We start from the raw sequence: 14378 nt of genomic DNA, 5'->3' as shown, positions 1-14378 counted from the left end.
CGAGGGCGACGGACCGCGCGAGCGCCAAGCAACACCACTTAAGGCGCGCCCACTTCTCCGTTCGACCATGCAACCACGGGACCTCTCCAGCCACGTCGAGTACGAGGCGGGCCGGGGAATCGAGGAAGTCGCGCGCGAACTCGGGCGCGACCCCGAGGAGTTCGTCAAACTCGCCTCGAACGAGAACCCACACGGCCCCTCGCCGGCGGCCGTCGAGGCCATCCGCGAGTTCGCCGACGAGGTCCACTACTACCCGAAGGCGCTCCACGCCGACCTCGTCGCCGCCATTGCCGACAGATGGCACGTCGCCGACGAGCAGGTGTGGCTGGCCAACGGTGGCGACGGCGCGCTCGACTACCTTGCCCGCGCGACGCTCGAACCCGGCGACGGCGTCCTCGTCCCGACGCCCGGCTTCGCCTACTACGGGATGAGCGCCCGCTTCCACCACGGCGAGGTTGCGGAGTACGACCTGCTCGCCTCCGAGGAACCCCTGGAATTCTCCTTCGACGCGGAGACGGTCCTCGACGCCTACGACGGTGAGCGTATCGTCTACCTCACGAGCCCCCACAACCCCACCGGCCACCGCTTCACTCTCTCGGACGTCGAGACGGTCGCCGAGGAGACCGACGAGGAAACGCTGGTCGTCGTCGACGAGGCCTACGGCGAGTTCACCGAAGCGCCCAGCGCCCGCCAACTCCTCGACGAACGGGACGACGTCGCGGTCCTCCGCACCTTCTCGAAGGTCTACGGGCTGGCGGGTCTCCGCCTCGGCTACGCACTCGTTCCCGAGGAGTGGGCCAACGCCTACGCCCGCGTGAACACGCCGTTCGCCGCGAGTGCCATCGCCTGTAAGGCTGGTCTCGCTGCTATCGACGACGAGGAACACGTCGAGAAGACCGTCGGGACCGCCGACTGGGCACGCGAGTACATGCGCGAGGAGATCGACGCGCCGGTCCACCCGAGTCACGGGAACTTCGTGCTCGTGGAGGTCGGCGACGCCGAGACCGTCGCGGAGGCTCTCAAAGAGCGGGGCGTCATCGTCCGCGACTGCGGGAGCTTCGGCCTGCCCCAGTGTATCCGAATCACTTGCGGGACCGAACAGGAGACCTACAGGGCTGTCGAGGAACTCAACGAGGTGCTCGCGGAATGAAGGTCGCCGTCACCGGGACGCCGGGCACGGGAAAGACCACCGCGACGGACCTCCTCGACACCGACCTGGAGGTTATACACCTCAACGAAATCGTCGAGGAGGAAGAACTCTACAGTGAGGTCGACGAAGAGCGCGACAGTCTCGTCGTCGACCTAGAGGCGGTCGAGGAGTGGCTGGAGGGGAAGGACGACTTCGTCCTCGACTCCCACCTGGCGCACCTCGTCGAGGACCTCGATAAAGTGGTCGTCCTCCGGTGTCGACCCCGCGCGCTCGAAGAGCGCCTGCGCGAGTCGGGTGTCCCCGGCCCGAAGGCCCACGAGAACGCCGAGAGCGAGGCCCTCGACATCATCCTCTCCGAGGCCGTCGAGCGTCACGGCGAGGAGAACGTCTACGAGATCGACACGACCGACCGCACGCCCGAAGAAGTCGCCACGGAGATCGAGCGCGTCCTCGCGGGCGAGCGCGAGCCATCGGCGGGCGAGGTCGACTTCACGGACTTCCTCTGAGCCGATGACGCTCGACAAGTTCCGTCCCCTCGCCTCCCGCATGCTCCGGCCGTTCGTCGCGGCGTCGGTCCGACTCGGACTCACGCCGGACGCGATCAGCGTCGTCGCCTTCCTCGTGGCCATCGCCGCGGGTGGGGCGTTCTACGTCGCGGGCGGTGGCTCGCCCGTCACGCCGCCAGCCCCGTCGCCGGTCCTCTACGCCGTCGGCGCGTTGCTCGTCTTCACGAACGGGTGGCTCGACCTGCTCGACGGCGCCGTCGCCCGCGAGACGGACGTCGACTCACCGGGCGGCGACCTCCTCGACCACGTCCTCGACCGCTACGCCGACGTGGTCATCATCGCCGGTCTCGCCGCCGGTATCGACAGCTACGGACTCGGCTTCGCCGCCGTCACGGGTGTCCTCCTCACGTCCTACCTCGGGACGCAGGTAGAGGCCGTCGGTCTCGAACGCGAGTACGGCGGGCTCTTGGGACGCGCGGACCGCCTCGCGCTCGTCGGTATCGTCGGCGCCATCTCGGTTGTCATCCCGGCGGTCGCCGGCGTCAGCCTGGTGGGATGGCTCCTCGGACTGTTCGCCGTCGTCGGACACATCACCGCCTTCCAGCGATTCTGGGGGGCGTGGCACGACCTCGAGTCCTGAACGAGCGGGCGACGACCCGGAGGCTTCCGGTACGACCGGAAAACGTGGGTCAGCGTGCCATTTATGAGCGGGGCACGGCTATCTATCTGTATGGTTCAGTGTGAGATGTGCGGTGCCGAGACCTCCGACCCCAAGACGATCAAAGTCGAAGGGGCGGAACTCGACGTCTGTAGCGATTGTACTGACTTCGGCACCCAGGTCAAGACGGGGGACTCGTCTTCGTCGTCTTCGACCAAGTACTCCACGTCCTCGAGTTCGAACTCGAGTTCGAAGAGTGGGGGTTCCGGCGGCTCCAGCGGTTCCTCGAAGCGCCGCCGCCGCGACATGTTCGACGAGATGGAGGAGATTGCCTCTGACTACGACGAACGCATCCGAAACGCCCGGGAGGCCGAAGGTCTCAGTCAAGAAGAACTCGCCAAGGACCTCAGCGAGAAGGCGAGCCTCGTCCGTAAACTCGAACGCGGCGAGATGCTCCCGACTGACGACGTCCAGCAGAAACTGGAGAAGCGTCTCGGTATCTCGCTGACGGAGTCCACCGACGGCGACGACGAGTGGTCCGGCGGCGACAGCGAGGGGGGACTGACCCTCGGCGACGTCGTCAAGCGCAAGGACTGAGGACACACGGTCTTTCTCTTTCGACTCGACGCTCCCAAGCGACTGCACCGTCGTGTGCTGTACGCTGTGTGTCGTCGCGTGATGGCGGGACACAAGCATCCTACATATTGATGGGCGTCGGCCTCGCCTCGACGGTATGGCTGACTATCGTCCCATTCCCGACGAGCGCGTCGACGAATTCCGCGCGTTCGTCACTTACGCGTTCCGCCCGGAAAGCGGCCCCTATGACCCCGAGGAGGCCGACGAGCTACCCGCACCCGCACGAATTGGCGAGCGTCGTGGACTCTTCGACGACGTCAGCGACGAGTTGCTCGCTGTCTGTCGTCATTACTGGTTCGACGCGCAGGTCGCCGGCCAGCTCGTCTCGACGGCGGGTCTCTCGGCCGTCGCATCGCCACCGGAGAACCGCCGTCAGGGACTCGTCCGCGAACTCCTCGCTGAGTCGCTCGCCGAATACCGGGAACGTGGGGTAGCGCTCTCGGTTCTCTGGCCGTTCCACACTCCCTTCTACCGTCAATTCGGCTGGGCAACGTGCAACAAAATCGCCCGAACCCAGGTCCCGCCCGAGGCGCTGCAGTTCGTCGACACCGAAGAGGACGGGCGGATGCGTCCACTCGACCCCGACGATTGGTCCGCGATGGCCGAGGTGCTTGCGGCCCACGGCACCGACTACGAGTTGACACTCGATCGGAGCGAGGAGTGGTGGCGAAAGCGTGTCTTCCACAGCTGGGATACTGACCCCTATGTCTATGGGTGGGAAGATGACCGGGGCGATCTACGAGGATACATCGTCTACCAAGTCGAGGCAGGCGAGAGCGACGGTGAGGGCCAGGTGATCGAAGCTCATGACTTCGCGTACACCGACCGCGAAGCCGAACGACAGCTCTACCGCTTCCTCGCCGACCACGACTCGCAAATCGAGACTGTTCGGCTCTACGGCCCCGCCGAGACGACGCTCCTCGACCGCGTCGACGACCCCGAAGACGTGACCACCGAGATTCAGTCAGGACCGATGCTCCGACTCGTCGACGTCACCGGAGCGATTGCCGCCCGTCCCTTCCCCGACGGCACGTCGGTAGACCTCACGCTCGACGTCACCGACCCGCTGGTCGAGTGGAACCATGGTCGGTTCCGTCTCCGCGTCGCCGACGGACGAGCGGAGTGCGAACAGGTCGACGCAGCGGGAGCACCCGACGTGACCCTCGGAATCGGCGCGCTCGCCCAGCTCTTTATCGGCTACCACGACGCGGAGGAACTCGTCGCCGTGGGTGATTGTTCGGTCGCCCACGACGACGTCACGGACGCGCTTGGAGCGGTCTTCACCGGACGGGACGTGTTCCTGCGGGAAGGGTTCTGACTGTCCATATACTGTCGACCGTTACCACGGCACAAAGAACTAAGGTGGCGGGCGAGAAATGTGGTGATAGTTCAGGAGGATTCCCAATGAGTATCGTACAGCGATCCGGACGGTGGACCCTAGACGAGAAGGTAGACGGCGTGTTCGTCGTGAAGAAAGGCGGCCAGTTCGAGGCGAAGATCGTCACCAACTCGTACGACCCCGACGCCGACGACGGCGACGAGACGTCGGGCGTACTGCGGTCGGTGATCGAAGTCGAAGACGAGCAGGAAGCGGAAGACGAGTTCGTCTCCTACGTCACACAGCAGGGGGTCGCCGGCTTCGACGTCGCCCGGTGATCCGACGACCACCGTATCGTTTTTGACGACGCCGAGTGTAGCCAGCGATGGCTATGGCGTTCCAATCGTACGATTGTGCGAACTGCGGTGAGTCGTTCAAGGCGTACGAAGACGCGAACGCGACCGACGGCCCCTACTGCTCGCCGGTGTGCGAGTCAGAAGGCGACTGATTACTCGCCCGGACTGTAGTTCGGGGCTTCGTCCGTGATCATCACGTCGTGCGGGTGGCCCTCGGTCTGTCCGGCCTGGGAGACCCGCACGAAGCGCGCTCGTTCTTTGAGTTCCGGGATGGTCTCGGCGCCGACGTAACCCATGCCGGACTGGATACCGCCGACGAGTTGGTGGAGTTCGGAGGCGAGCGACCCCTTGTACGGCGTCGCGGCCTCGACACCCTCGGGGACGAACTCCTCGTCTTCCTGTTCGTCCTTGAGGTAGCGCTCGCCGCCGCCGGACTGCATGGCGCCCACGGAGCCCATCCCGCGGTACTGCTTGTACTTCTTGCCGTTCATCGTGATGACGCGGCCCGGCGCCTCGTCGGTACCGGCGAAGTAGGAACCGAGCATGACGGCGTCGGCGCCCGCGGCGATGGCCTTCGCGGCGTCGCCGGAGTAGCGAATCCCACCGTCCGCGATGACGGGCACGTCGTAGTCGCTGGCGACGTCCGCGACCTCGGAGACGGCCGTAATCTGGGGCATCCCCGACCCGGAGACGACGCGCGTAGTACAGATAGAACCGGGACCGATGCCGACCTTCACGCCGTCTGCGAAGTCGACGACGTCCTCGGCGGCCGCCTCGGTGCCGATGTTGCCGACGACGACGTCGGCTTCGACTTCCTCCTTGATCTCGCGGGCGGAGTCGATGACGTTCAGGTTGTGCGCGTGCGCACAGTCGATGAAGAGGACGTCCGCGCCGGCCTCGTCGACGGCCTGAGCGCGGTCCTGTTCGAAGGGACCGACAGCGACGCCGACGAGGAGTTTGCTGTCCTCGTCACGGGCGGCGTTCTCGTGTTCGCGGCGTGCGAGGATGCCCTGCATCGTGACGAGTCCGACGAGGCGGCCGTCGTCGTCGACGACGGGGACGCGCTCGATCTTGTGCTCGTACATAAGTTCGAGCGCCTCGCGGGCCTCGACGTCCTCGTGGACGGTGATGACCTCGTCGGTCATCGCCTCCTCGACGGAGTCCTTCTCACCGACTTCGAGGTAGGGGCGGATGTCCGTCCCGGAGATGATGCCGAGGACCTCGTCGTCCTCGTCGACGACGGGGGCGCCGCTGACACCCTCGTGTTCCATCATCTCGTCGACCTCCTGGACCGTCTGGTCCGGGCGGGCCGTGACGACGTTCTCGCGGCGGATGACGAGTTCGTCGGCGCGCTTGACGCGTTCGATCTCCGCGACGACCTCGTCGACGTCCATACTCCGGTGGAGGACGCCGAGTCCGCCCTCGCGGGCCATCCCGATGGCCATGCCGCTCTCGGTGACCGTGTCCATCGCCGCCGAGAGGATGGGGATGTTGAGTTCGACGTTCTTCGAGACTTGCGTGCTCACGTCGGCCTCGTCCGGCTCGACTCTGCTCTCGCGCGGTCGCAAAAGCACGTCGTCGAACGTCAGCGCCTCCGGTACGCGAAGTTTCTCCGAGAAGAATCCGTCTTCGTGCTGGTCCTTCGCCATGTAAATCCCACATGGTCGTGGGCCAAAAGCGTTCCGAGACACGCATAGATGTGCAGGGTGGTGCCACACGGAACCGAGTGTACGTTCGTGAAGAATCGGTGTCGAACGTGGCTCGAAAGTTCACGAACGGCAGAGAATTCACGAATTTGTCGGTGTTCGTCGACCCACACCGTGAGTCCGTAGACACGCTATTTAAGCGAGGGCGCGAATCTCGGACATTTGTGTCTCTTTCTCACGCAATACTTATGGGTAGTAGTCGAATAGAGGACAGTATGGACTCCCGCAGTCCCCTCGCAGCGCGCATCGCCGGTGACCAGAGCCACCAGTCCGGCGCTACTAATTTTGTCTGCGAGAAACGTCTCTTTGGGACAACGGGAACCAATACATCCTGGGCGCGCACCTGGATGCGACCGAACGTTCGCGGCATCGGCCACCGCCGCGCACGTCCCCGGTATCGTTCGTCCGAGCGCCCTCACGCGGTCCCTGGGTTACGCGCTGGCCGCGCCCACTAGTCGATGAGTAGCTCCCAGCACCCGGTCGCGCTCCGCCTCGAACAGCGCGTCGGCGGTGCCACCCGACTGCTCGCGACCGTCATGCTCCTCCCGCTCGTCGACGGCATCTTCCCCGCACTCGTCATCGCGGGCGCCCTCGACAGCGTCGCGGGCATCGTCCAGGTCGGCCTGCTCGTCTTCGGTGGGTCCGCGACGGTCGCGGTCATCCTCGCCGAGATGGGCGATACGAGTACCCGCCAGCAGTTCCGCAGCGTCCTGCTCGTCGGCGTCCCGCTCATCATCCTCGCGGTCGTCGAGGCCGCACTCGCACCGACCATCGCGAGCGTCCTCGACGTCCACATCTTCGAGCGCTTCGCGGCCATCGTCATCCTCGCCATCGCGGCGAAGACGGCCAGCGCCACCATCGGCGAGTACATCCCCGGTCCCGCCGTCGTCGTCGGCCTCGGCGCCGTCGCGAGCCTCACGCTCTCGAACCCGACGCTCGTCGTGCAGACGAACCCGACGCTGATGCTCCACGCCGCAGCCGCCGCGCTGGTCGGCGTCGGCTTCGCGCTCGGTGTCGTCGCGTTCCAGCCCTACCTGCGCCGGATCATCGACATCGACCGCTTCCGCTTCGGGAGCGCCGTCGCACTCGGGACGCTCGCTATCTCGCTGTTCGGCATCGTCCCGACGTACGTCCCGCTCCCGGTCTTCGTCGTCGCGGGTATCCTCGCCATCGACCCCGACGCGGCCGGCAACCTCGACGAGACGACGACGGACGACGCGAGCCCCGATGGGGCCGCGACCGATGGTGGCGCGGAGGACGACGCCGACGACGTCGACCCCTCCCCGAGCATCTCGGTCGACGGCACCATCGACTACGAGCGCGACAGTGGGTCCCGCGGCGAGACCGCCTACGGCTACCCTGGCGAGGACCAAGGCGACGAACGCGCGCCGTGGCTCTAGGTAGGAAGGCTTACCCGTCGTCTCCGACTTCTCGCAGACATGGCAGAGAATCGGGTCGTGCAGGGCCGGATGGTCACGCCGAAGAAACTCGCCGAGATCGTCGAAGACGGCGACGTCATGGAAGCCGAGAACATCGAAGACGCCGACCGAGAGTGTCCCGACTGTGGCGGCGACGTCGTGAAAGTGACCTACATGCCGTCGGTGACCGAACTCGTCACTGGCTACAAGTGCCAGGACTGCGACTGGAAGGAACGCGAAGAAGCCTGAACTAGTTCTCCCAGCGGACGTCGACGACGTCGAGGTTGTCCTCGCTTGCGACGACGGTTCCGACTCGCTCGCCGTCCTCGCAGGCGTCGACGTCAACGCGCTCGTAGCCTTCGGTGACAACCTCGCGGACGTCGGCCTCCAGTTCGTCTGCCTCTTCGACGCCGAGGCGCATCTCCCCGCCGAGTTCGCGAACGACGATGGGGTATTCGGGCATGGACGCGGCTACGGCGAGGGGCAAAAAGTACCTGTCGTGCTCGACTCAGCCGTCCGTCGGCCCGGCCGTCAACGCACGGACTTCGTAGTGTTCGGCGCGCTCGTCGTAGCGCGAGAGGAGCGTCTCCGCGGTCGCGGGGATGTGGGCCTCTTCGTACTCCTCGCCGGCGAACGCCTTGACGGCGTCCCACGACTCGAAGCGGGCAACCGTGACGAACTCGACTTCGTCGGCGTGCTCGCGGCGCAGTAGCTCGAAGCCCGCGAAGCCCTCGACGTCCTCGTCGACGCCGGGAAACACCTCCTCGGTAACGAACTGTTCGTACGCGTCGGCGTCCGACGGGTCGGTCCACCCGTGCCAGATTCGCGCGATCATCGCGTGAGCGTTGGCCGGCCGCCACCGTGGGCGTTGTGCCTCGGCGCCGCGCCCGCTCCCGAATCGAAACCCTCTTAGGCAGAATCGCCGTATGGAGTGATGCACGGGGCTGTGGCCAAGCCAGGGATGGCGACTGACTCCAGAGGCCCGCGCCCGGGACGACGCTCCAGACTGGTATACCGAGCGGCTTGGCTGATCACCTCGCCGCGTTGACGACCCTCTGGAGTTCCGAGGCGCACCGGAGATATCAGTCGATCGGGGGTTCAAATCCCTCCGGCCCCACTCCAACGTTCTTTGGACGCTCTAATGGGTGAACACAGGCATTTCAGCGGGTGACTTAAAAAGTGTTTCGAGGTAATCAGAGCCGGTAATCATCCCCATATCGACTGTCGAGGACTGCCGTATGTCGAAAATCCTGTACGCGGGTATCGGAAAGGGTTGCCGGTAGGGGGTCGAGCCGTTAACGACGCCGTGACTCGGTCGGAATAAGGGTACGAAAACAGAGAGGTTCAGCGTGCGGCGGGAACCCGCGCGTGACTCAGGCGACCGTTCAATCCCGATGTAAAGGTCTCCTTTGTATCACTTGCACCTGTTTTCCGGTATGCCAATCCGCCAACACCGTCCTCCAACAGACGAGTTCGTGGAGGAATTTCAAGAGACGATAGTTCCATCTTCCATTCCCTCTTCACGATTTATCGACTGGGACGGAATTGAGGCCGAGATTGCGAACTACGAAGTGCAGATTGAGGCCATCCTTGACCTCGAAGACGTTTCTGAAACCGAGTTCGTAGAAGGCCTCGCGGATGCCCTAATGGATGCCGACGACACCCGGAAGTGGATTGACTTCTACTTCGAGTTGCTTGGGGAGCGCGGGAATAAATACAGCGCCCTCGAAGGTGTCTGGAAGTTCTACGACATTCAGCGAGCAATTGATTCCGGCGACCGCGAAGCGGCCCGCGACTTAGCCGACATTCTCCAAGAAATCGGACTCCAGTACGTCGTTGACGAGGCGGACGTTCGAGACCACTATCGGGGTATGCTCGTGGGTATGGAGAGCCACGCTCGGAAGAACCGACAGGGGGAGTGCTTCGAGGACTTGGTTGGTGAACAGATTAGCCAAGTAGCAGACCGGCTCGATGATGCCGGATACTCCGTGGAGATGGACGATGAATACACCACCGAGTATAACGACGAATCGGGACAGAAGAAGACCGTAGACTTCGCGTTATTCGAGAACGGAGACCTCCGGCTCGTCGTTGAAGCGAACGCCTACAAGGTCGGTGGGAGCAAGCCATCCGAGATTCGCCGCTCGTACAACCACGTCGCCCAGCGGATGCGGGACGATGACGTAGCCTTCGTCTGGATTACGGACGGTCAGGGCTGGGCTAAATCCCTCACGAACGTCCTTCGTGAGAGTTATAACGACATTACTGACCTTTACAACCTCCATCAAGCAGAGAACCAACTTCCCGAGGATGTTGAACGCTTCTTTGAGACACGGGAGGTGTAGGCCGGGAACTGACCACGGTGAACAGGTGGGTATTTCGGTCTCACCGTTCCATTCAAGTTATCTTTAGCGGCTTGTTTTGTAATTCGCCTGTCTGGTTTGGGGTATGAATCAAGGCGGACTCTTCATCACCCTCTATGACAAGGACACCCTCCAACTGTACCTTGACGAAGGGGTGTATGGTCAGCATATGACTCCGCAGTATGGTGAGCCATCCTCCCAGAGCGCCCACTACCGGACACTCGCTGATTATGCCGCCGCCCGAGAAGGCAAGCACGTTTTCTTCTTCCTTGACCGCGAAATCTATTACGGCGGTCAAATTGTCGGGTCTGACGAGTATGGGGCCTTCTACATCAACGGTCAAAAAAGCCCGATGGGGCGGGAAGCGAACGCCCCGTTGGTGTGGGACGAGTCTCCTCGTGAGAATTATGAGGAAACCGATGAAGCAGGGGTCTTCGACGCGGGGGGCGACCGTGGGGAAAAGTGCCAACCCTTCCTCATACAGTTTGAGGACAACGAAGATATGGCGGGCCGATACGTTATCTCTGACCAACTTTATTTTGAACTTGGAGAATACCCATACCCACTTCCCTCGAACAGCATCGCGGGTATGGGGTTCTGCACAATCACACCCGGAGAGACGGATATTCTCCTCGACCTCCTTGAGAACGACCACGAAGGAGAGATTGAGACAGTTAGCGATGAACCCGTGCAATTAGATGGCGACCCCGTCCCCTTCTCGCCGGAATACGGTGTTGACTCACCGGAGGAAGCACATCCCGAGTCCCATCTTGAGGCGTCCCTGATTGCGAACCCTGAACTCCTCCCTGAGCATATGCAACCGGACGACGCGACTATCTGCCGTCAAGTTCCAATCTCCCCGTTCAAACCCGCTGATATGGACAAAGCCGACGTGTGCTACTTCACGGAGGAGATGATTCGGGACGGGACGATTCCGAATACCGTCCTCGAACTGAAGATACGGAAAGCCGGGAAGTCAGCGGCACTTCAGGTCAAACGTTATCTCAAATGGCTTCACGACCGGCTCGGGGATGAGGCTAACCAGATTACTATTCACGTCTATGCGCCCGGCTTCACCAGCACGTTTGATGGTTACATCCCCGACCGGCTACTATCTCAGGTTGAGAAATATAACTTCACCACGGATGGGACACAAGCGCATTTCTGATATGGCGAAGGAAGTAGAATAGGCGTCAGTAAGAGGGGCTAACGTGGGTCTTTGTAGTCAGCGACTTCGATGGTGACTTCCTTCCGTGGATTCGTCTCAGAACGAACGTTTGCGTTCAGAACTCGATTATCCTCACCAAGACGTTCCTGAATCTTCTCGGCCCGTTTTTTCAGCGTCTCTTCGTCGGTATCGTCGGAAAACACGAGTGAGACACCAGACAACCACGCGCCCTCTGGGGCGTGACGGCTATCATCCGCTGTTGCATATCGAGTAGTGCGTAACTCGGCGTCTGGGTACATCTTCCCGGCAATTTCCTTTGCCGCTCGGAATGATTCTTCCCCCTCTTCTACGAGCCGGTCAATATCTCCATCAGAATGGTTCGCCATTTCTTGGTTAGAAGTCCGCGAGTCCCTGTTGTCCTGCACGCCGTCGTCGCTCAGGGGCGATGTTCGTGGCGATAATCTCGTCTACTTCGTCGCGGTTCTCGCCGTCACTATTAATGGAGCGCGTAGCGCCCTCAACTTCGACGTAGAAGCCGGAGTCGTCGTACATTTCGTACATCACGCCGCTGTTACTGAGGATGACGTTCACGCCCATCTGGTCGAGTTCTTGTGCCACCTCAAGCAGACGCTCTTGGTCTTCTTTCCCGAATCCCTCCGCCGAATAGTCCGTGAAGTACGCGGTGGGACTCATCGGCTCGTATGGCGGGTCAAAGTAAACCAAGTCCCCTTCCTCAGCCGCCTCAAGAACATACTCGAAGTCCCGGTTGTGAATTTCGGTATTCTCCAACACGCGGCTCGCGTTCCGAATCTCCTCGGAGCGCACCCAATCAGGATTACTGTACCGCCCGATAGGTACGTTGAATCCGCCGCTACTGTTCTCACGATAGAGGCCATTGTAGCACGTCCGATTCAGGTAAAGTAGGAGTGCGGCTTCTTCAAGGTCGTCGTACTCGTCGCCGTAGGGCCGATTATTGAATAGTTCGCGTTGCTGGTAGTAGTAGTTCTTAATCTCCTTTCCTTTCCGGTTCGATTCCGAAAACCGACGTTCAGGGTCGGGGTCGGATTCAGGGTCGTCGAACGATTCGAGTAGTTCGATTAGTTCTTCGGGTCGGTCACGAACCTGCTCATAGAAATTGATGAGCCGCGCGTTCGTGTCGTTGATTGTCCCGTTCTCGGGTTCGAGGTCGAAGAACATTGCCCCGCCACCGAAGAAAGGTTCGTGGAAGTGTTCGTAGGATTCAGGAAATCGGTCGTACAACTCATCGAGGAGTTGGCGCTTCCCACCGGCCCACTTCAAAATCGGGCTGACCATTTCTCGTTACCAAATGTACCGGCTTGGGCCTTAAACATATCCATTCAATATGTCTTGAACGGTCGCGTTGTCTGTACCCTTAAGCAATTGCACGGAAAAAGTGTCTCCTGTGCCAACCGACCGTGATGAGGACTCGGGAAAATTCACCGAGCGATACCCACGGGAGGCGTTTCTAAATGCAGTCAGTTCGCTCGATACTGCTACTACATCAAGGGTCGCAGAGGAAGTCGGCTGTTCATACGACTTGGCTTACCGTCGCCTGAACTCCCTCTGTGATGAAGGCCTAATTCACAAAGAGGAAATCGGGTCTTCCTTCGTCTGGACGCAAACCGATTGAGTTCATTCTATCGGCGGGCGCAAGTCTCTCCATCTAAAATCGCTAATTTCCCCAGTTTCGAGTTCGACTCTGTATAAGGAGGAGTCGCGGTCGTCTCCGGTTACTGAACCAGCATTATCAGATAAAACTCCCACAACGGTTCCGTGAACACCGTGATGACGCTCGTGGTCTGGGTCTGTCTCGTCAGGAATATCCACTCTAACACGGTCACCCTCGGTGAATCGGCGCATCTATCCCCAGTCTACATCTTCTTTCTTTATTACCTCTGTCCACTCACAGCCGCAGTCCTCGCAGGTGTAGCACTCCTTGATGACGGTGCCTTCCTCCTTCTCGAACATCCACACGTCGTCGCTGTTCCCGCACCGAGGACACCGCTCTTCGACCCGCCAAGCGATGGGCATTACAGGGCCACCCGCTCTGGGGTCGCAGGCATCCTCGATTCGAGGTGAGCGGTCTCCGAGACCGGGAACTTCATCACGAGCGTCAACTGGAGGCAGGTGTACCAGTTCAGGCCGTACTTGTCCGCATACGGCGGGAACCCGCTGTATTCGACTTCGATGCTAACTTCTGGGTCAGGAATTTCGTTGCTCATATTCAAGCGTACATCTCGTAGAACCGGCTCGGGGCCTCCTCGTCCGGCCCCCAGCAATCCGCGTCTTCGTTCGACTCCCTCCACTCAGCGGCGTGGTCGTGCTGTGCGTTCCGTGCCCGTGGCGACCACACCGAGCGGTCAGGGTTCAGGGCAAACCGCAGGTTGCTATACGAACGCCGGACGCACTCGTAGTAGTCCGACCGCCCGCCGGGGAGTTTCGTCCAGCCGGAGCCGTCGAAGTATCCCATCCAGTTCGCCGCCGTAAGGGGGCTTGTAGTGTCGGCGCTCTCGACGGGGACGCCATACTTCCGGGCCTGCGCCTGCTTCACCGGGGAGCCACCGAGTAAGTGGACTTCCGGGCAGTCACGGTAGGCCGTCCACGGGTGCGGACTCGGCCCGTACCGTTCTTGGCAGGGAAGGCCGACCCGATAGCGAGCCGGAACGTCGCGGGGGTGGACGATTTTCGGGACGACGATAACGGTCTCCGCGTACTCTTCGAGGTCGGCGGCCCGGTCGAGAACCCACTCCCAGTCGCCCGTTACCTCGTCGGCGTCCGGGGCGACCGCGTAACGGGGCTTCTCCGAGCGCACCGTCTTCAGGTGTTCTCGCCACGCTCCCTCTACGTCGGGAACAGTCTGCTTCTTCAGTTTCGAGAACGGCCAGTCCACGAAGTCCACGTCGAACCGCTCCGGGGGCCGGTAGTTCATCGACTCGTAGCCGATGAGCGCCCCGACCCGCCACGCCGCTTCGGTAGCGTCGGCGGAACCACGGGCTGTGAAGACTACGTCGCGTTCCCGCTGGTTTGAGGTCGGTACAGATGTATCTCCTACGGGTAGTTTCTGCTGGGTACTCATTT

General features: G+C 61.9%; 18 protein-coding genes and 1 tRNA gene. 11 read left to right on the top strand and 8 right to left on the bottom strand.

The annotated features are described in order from the left end of the window. The first annotated feature begins 67 nt into the window (after positions 1–67). The 6 genes from hisC to P0Y33_RS05380 all read left to right on the top strand — a co-directional run bounded on the left by hisC (position 68) and on the right by P0Y33_RS05380 (position 4606). Positions 68–1150: a histidinol-phosphate transaminase gene (gene hisC / locus P0Y33_RS05405; RefSeq protein ID WP_279529525.1), complete on the top strand. Its 1083-nt coding sequence runs from the start codon at positions 68–70 to the stop codon at positions 1148–1150. Continuing rightward, positions 1147–1656 carry an adenylate kinase family protein gene (locus P0Y33_RS05400; protein WP_279529524.1) on the top strand — a complete coding sequence of 170 codons (510 nt, stop codon included), beginning with the start codon at positions 1147–1149 and terminating at the stop codon, positions 1654–1656. The genes hisC and P0Y33_RS05400 overlap by 4 nt, the downstream gene beginning before the upstream one ends. 4 nt (positions 1657–1660) lie before the next feature. Next, complete coding sequence (locus P0Y33_RS05395; RefSeq protein WP_279529523.1) at positions 1661–2296, top strand: CDP-alcohol phosphatidyltransferase family protein; 636 nt, start codon at positions 1661–1663, stop codon at positions 2294–2296. 90 nt (positions 2297–2386) lie between these two features. Further along, a complete protein-coding gene (locus P0Y33_RS05390; protein WP_279529522.1) occupies positions 2387–2911 on the top strand; it encodes a multiprotein bridging factor aMBF1 in 525 nt (174 codons plus the stop codon). Between the two features lie 136 nt (positions 2912–3047). Beyond that, positions 3048–4268 carry a GNAT family N-acetyltransferase gene (locus tag P0Y33_RS05385; protein ID WP_279529521.1) on the top strand — a complete coding sequence of 407 codons (1221 nt, stop codon included), beginning with the start codon at positions 3048–3050 and terminating at the stop codon, positions 4266–4268. An 86-nt stretch (positions 4269–4354) separates the two neighbouring features. After that, complete coding sequence (locus P0Y33_RS05380; RefSeq protein ID WP_279529520.1) at positions 4355–4606, top strand: hypothetical protein; 252 nt, start codon at positions 4355–4357, stop codon at positions 4604–4606. A 170-nt stretch (positions 4607–4776) separates the two neighbouring features. Here P0Y33_RS05380 and guaB read toward each other — a convergent pair whose 3' ends face one another. Continuing rightward, entirely contained in the window at positions 4777–6273 is a 1497-nt protein-coding gene (guaB, locus tag P0Y33_RS05375; RefSeq protein ID WP_279529519.1) for an IMP dehydrogenase, read from the bottom strand. Positions 6274–6788: 515 nt separating this feature from the next. Here guaB and P0Y33_RS05370 point away from each other — a divergent pair. Further along, positions 6789–7730 carry a DUF5794 domain-containing protein gene (locus P0Y33_RS05370; protein WP_279529518.1) on the top strand — a complete coding sequence of 314 codons (942 nt, stop codon included), beginning with the start codon at positions 6789–6791 and terminating at the stop codon, positions 7728–7730. Between the two features lie 39 nt (positions 7731–7769). Further along, complete coding sequence (locus P0Y33_RS05365) at positions 7770–7997, top strand: DUF5795 family protein (protein WP_279529517.1); 228 nt, start codon at positions 7770–7772, stop codon at positions 7995–7997. 1 nt (position 7998) lies between these two features. On the opposite strand, the gene P0Y33_RS05360 is transcribed toward P0Y33_RS05365, so the two are convergent. Both P0Y33_RS05360 and P0Y33_RS05355 read right to left on the bottom strand, forming a co-directional pair. Continuing rightward, positions 7999–8211, bottom strand: a complete 213-nt coding sequence (locus P0Y33_RS05360; protein WP_279529516.1) for a hypothetical protein — start codon at positions 8209–8211, stop codon at positions 7999–8001. Positions 8212–8256: 45 nt separating this feature from the next. Then, complete coding sequence (locus tag P0Y33_RS05355) at positions 8257–8583, bottom strand: antibiotic biosynthesis monooxygenase (RefSeq protein ID WP_279529515.1); 327 nt, start codon at positions 8581–8583, stop codon at positions 8257–8259. Between the two features lie 105 nt (positions 8584–8688). On the opposite strand from P0Y33_RS05355, the gene P0Y33_RS05350 reads away from it, so the two are divergent. The 3 genes from P0Y33_RS05350 to P0Y33_RS05340 all read left to right on the top strand — a co-directional run bounded on the left by P0Y33_RS05350 (position 8689) and on the right by P0Y33_RS05340 (position 11279). Beyond that, positions 8689–8865, top strand: a tRNA-Trp gene (locus tag P0Y33_RS05350). Positions 8866–9184: 319 nt separating this feature from the next. After that, positions 9185–10093 (top strand): DpnII family type II restriction endonuclease, encoded by a 909-nt coding sequence (locus P0Y33_RS05345; RefSeq protein WP_279529514.1) that lies wholly within the window; start codon positions 9185–9187, stop codon positions 10091–10093. Between the two features lie 103 nt (positions 10094–10196). After that, positions 10197–11279, top strand: coding sequence for a PDDEXK family nuclease (locus P0Y33_RS05340; protein ID WP_279529513.1), 1083 nt, complete (start codon positions 10197–10199; stop codon positions 11277–11279). Positions 11280–11317: 38 nt separating this feature from the next. On the opposite strand, the gene P0Y33_RS05335 is transcribed toward P0Y33_RS05340, so the two are convergent. From P0Y33_RS05335 to P0Y33_RS05320, 5 genes are all read right to left on the bottom strand, one after another. Further along, complete coding sequence (locus P0Y33_RS05335; RefSeq protein WP_279529512.1) at positions 11318–11665, bottom strand: hypothetical protein; 348 nt, start codon at positions 11663–11665, stop codon at positions 11318–11320. Positions 11666–11672: 7 nt separating this feature from the next. Beyond that, the gene (locus P0Y33_RS05330; protein WP_279529511.1) at positions 11673–12593 is read right to left on the bottom strand and encodes a DNA adenine methylase; all 921 of its coding nucleotides are present in this window, start codon (positions 12591–12593) and stop codon (positions 11673–11675) included. 339 nt (positions 12594–12932) lie between these two features. Further along, complete coding sequence (locus P0Y33_RS19100) at positions 12933–13160, bottom strand: hypothetical protein (RefSeq protein WP_382217080.1); 228 nt, start codon at positions 13158–13160, stop codon at positions 12933–12935. A 170-nt stretch (positions 13161–13330) separates the two neighbouring features. Further along, positions 13331–13522 (bottom strand): hypothetical protein, encoded by a 192-nt coding sequence (locus P0Y33_RS05325; RefSeq protein ID WP_279529510.1) that lies wholly within the window; start codon positions 13520–13522, stop codon positions 13331–13333. 2 nt (positions 13523–13524) lie between these two features. Beyond that, positions 13525–14376: a DUF6610 family protein gene (locus P0Y33_RS05320; protein WP_279529509.1), complete on the bottom strand. Its 852-nt coding sequence runs from the start codon at positions 14374–14376 to the stop codon at positions 13525–13527. Positions 14377–14378 lie beyond the last annotated feature (2 nt).

It is taken from the genome of Halospeciosus flavus, from assembly GCF_029814175.1.
In the GTDB taxonomy this organism is placed as follows: domain Archaea; phylum Halobacteriota; class Halobacteria; order Halobacteriales; family Halobacteriaceae; genus Halospeciosus; species Halospeciosus flavus.
This window is presented reverse-complemented; position numbering and strand designations above follow the sequence as displayed.